2 protein-coding genes are annotated in these 3,004 nt (G+C 75.6%); both read left to right on the top strand.

Annotation, left to right across the window (positions count from 1 at the left end):
• Positions 1-50: 50 nt before the first annotated feature.
• Entirely contained in the window at positions 51-1,538 is a 1,488-nt protein-coding gene (locus ACFUVW_RS20425; protein WP_430573126.1) for a CCA tRNA nucleotidyltransferase, read from the top strand.
• A gap of 94 nt (positions 1,539-1,632) precedes the next feature.
• Entirely contained in the window at positions 1,633-2,949 is a 1,317-nt protein-coding gene (locus ACFUVW_RS20430; protein WP_430573127.1) for an MFS transporter, read from the top strand.
• Positions 2,950-3,004 lie beyond the last annotated feature (55 nt).

A 3,004-nucleotide genomic window follows, 5' to 3' on the forward strand; every position in this document is an offset into this window, starting at 1 on the left:
GGCCCAGCCGCCGGGGCGCCGACGCGCGGGATCTGGGAGGATGGGACGCCGTGTCGACCCCTGAACCCCCGGCCCCTGCCGCGCTGCTGCGCCGCGCCCTCGCCGTGCTGACCGAGATGGCCCCCGCGGCCGTCGAGCTGGGCGAGGTGTTCCGTGCCGCCGGGCACGAGCTCGCGCTGGTCGGCGGGCCCGTCCGCGACGCCTTCCTCGGCCGCACCAGCAACGACCTGGACTTCGCGACCTCCGCCTCGCCCGACGAGACACAGGCCCTGCTGGCCCGCTGGGGCGACGCCCACTGGGACATCGGCAAGGAGTTCGGCACCATCGGCGCGCGGAGGTTCGCGCGCACCGGCCGCGGGGGGCCCGACGGGGGCGACGTCGTCGTCGAGGTCACCACCTACCGCAGCGACGAGTACGACCCGGCCTCCCGCAAGCCCGTCGTGGCGTTCGGGGACACGCTCGACGGCGACCTGTCGCGGCGGGACTTCACCGTCAACGCGATGGCGGTGCGGCTGCCGGACCTCACGTTCGTCGACCCGTTCGACGGGCTGTCCGACCTGGCCCGCGGCGTGCTGCGCACGCCGATCGCGCCGGAGCGGTCGTTCGACGACGACCCGTTGCGGATGATGCGTGCCGCGCGCTTCGCCGCCCAGCTCGGTTTCGCCGTCGAGACCTCGACCCGGCAGGCGATCGTGGACATGGCGGGCCGGATCGACATCGTCTCCGCCGAGCGGGTGCAGGCCGAGATCTCGAAGCTGCTGCTCAGCGACCGACCCCGCGCCGGCCTCGAGGTGCTGGTCGACACGGGCCTGGCCGACCACGTGCTGCCCGAGCTGCCCGCGCTGCGGCTGGAGATCGACGAGCACCACCGCCACAAGGACGTCTACCAGCACTCGCTCACGGTGCTGGAGCAGGCGATCGCGCAGGAGACCGGCCCCGAGGGCCCGGTGCCCGCGCCCGACCTCGTGCTGCGCCTCGCGTCGCTGCTGCACGACGTCGGCAAGCCGGCCACCCGCCGCTTCGAGCCCGGCGGAGGCGTGAGCTTCCACCACCACGAGGTGGTCGGCGCCAAGCTGGTGGCCAAGCGGCTGCGCGCGCTGAAGTACGAGAAGCAGGTGGTCAAGGACGTGGCGCGGCTCGTGGAGCTGCACCTGCGCTTCCACGGCTACGGCGACGGGCAGTGGACCGACTCCGCGGTGCGCCGCTACGTCACCGACGCGGGCCCGCTGCTGGAGCGCCTGCACCGGCTCACGCGTGCCGACTCCACGACGAGGAACAAGCGCAAGGCGCAGCGCCTCGCCGACTCGTACACGGACCTCGAGCGTCGCATCGCGGCCCTGCGGGAGCAGGAGGAGATCGACGCGATCCGCCCGGACCTGGACGGCTCGCAGATCATGGCGATCCTCGGCATCGCGCCCGGGCCCGCCGTCGGGCAGGCGTACAAGCACCTGCTCGGCCTGCGGATGGAGCACGGGCCGCTCGGCGAGGAGCGCGCCGCGCAGGAGCTGCGCGCCTGGTGGGCGGGCCGCGAGGCCTGACCGACCCTCCCGCGGCCGCCCGCCGCGGGTCTATCCTCACGCTTGCGCGCGGGCCCGACGGCGAGCCCCGGAGCGCGACGAGCGGAGGCTGGGCATGAGCGGGTCCGGTGTGGCGTCGGGTGGTGCGTCCGGCGGCGTCGGCGGCGTCGGCGGTGTCGGCGGTGTCGGCGGCGGTGACGCCGCCGACCGGCGCGCACGCCTCGTCGTGACGGCGTTCTACCTGGTGCAGGGCATGTGCTTCGCGGGGCTCCTGGCACAGGTGCCCACGCTGCAGCACGACCTCGCCGTGTCGGACGGCACGCTGACGCTCATCCTGCTGCTGGTGCCGGTCGTGGCCGGCGTCGGCAGCGTGCTGGCCGGCGCCCTTGCGCCGCGGGTCGGCAGCGCCCGTTTGCTCCACGTGTGCGGGCCGCTCGTGGCGCTCGCCGTGCTGGGCGCGGGCCTGGCGCCGACCGTCGCGGCCCTCTACCCCGTGGTCGCGGCGGTCGGCCTGCTGCTGGGCCTCGTGGACGCGAGCATGAACATGCAGGGCGTGGAGGTGGAGCAGCGCTACGGCCGCAGCCTGCTCAACTCCTTCCACGGCGCGTGGAGCGTGGGCGGCATCCTCGGGTCCCTGGCGGCCGTGCTGGCGCACTCGCTCGGCTGGTCGCTCGCCGCCGGGCTGGGGCTGGTCGCCGCGGTGGCGGTCACCGTCGACCTCGTCGCGACGGCGGCGCACGGCGGTGTGCCGCGCGCACCGGGGCGGGAGACGGTGCCGGGCCTGGTGCTGGCGGAGCAGCCCGCTGCCGTCACCCCTCGGCCGGACGCCGGCGCGTCGCGTGCCGCCCGCCCGCCGTGGGGGCCGCTGGTGCTGGTGGGCCTCGCCGTGACGATCGTGTACGTCGCGGACTCGGCAACGTCGAACTGGTCCACCAAGTACATCCAGGACGCGCTGGGCGCGGCGGCGAACGTGGCGCCGCTGGGGCTCGCCGCGTACCTGGGCTGCCAGCTGATCGGGCGGCTCGCGGCCGACCGACAGGTCAATCGGTTCGGGCCGGTCGCGCCCGTGGCGGTCGGCGGCATCGTCGGGGCGGCGGGCCTCGCCGCGGTGACGCTCGCGCCGAGCCCGTGGGTGGCCGTCGTCGGCTTCGGGCTGACCGGGCTCGGCCTGAGCGTCGTGGTGCCGCTGTCGTTCTCCGTGGCGGGCCGCCTCGACCCCGACGGCACGGGCGTCGCCGTCGCGTGCGTGAACCTCTTCAACTACGTGGGGTTCGTGGTCGGGGCGGGGCTGATCGGCGGCGTCGCCGAGCTGCTGAGCCTGCGGCTCGCGTTCGCCGTCCCCGCGCTGCTGGCGCTCGGGGTCATCGCGCTGGCACCCGCGTTCCGGGTCGCGGCCCGCGACGACGTCGGCTCGCCGGCCGTGACGCGCTGACGGGCGGGGGTCGGCGGGGACGACGACGGGCGGCCACCGTCGAGAGACGGTGACC

This window comes from Isoptericola sp. NPDC057391, from assembly GCF_042668085.1.
Lineage (GTDB): Bacteria > Actinomycetota > Actinomycetes > Actinomycetales > Cellulomonadaceae > Isoptericola.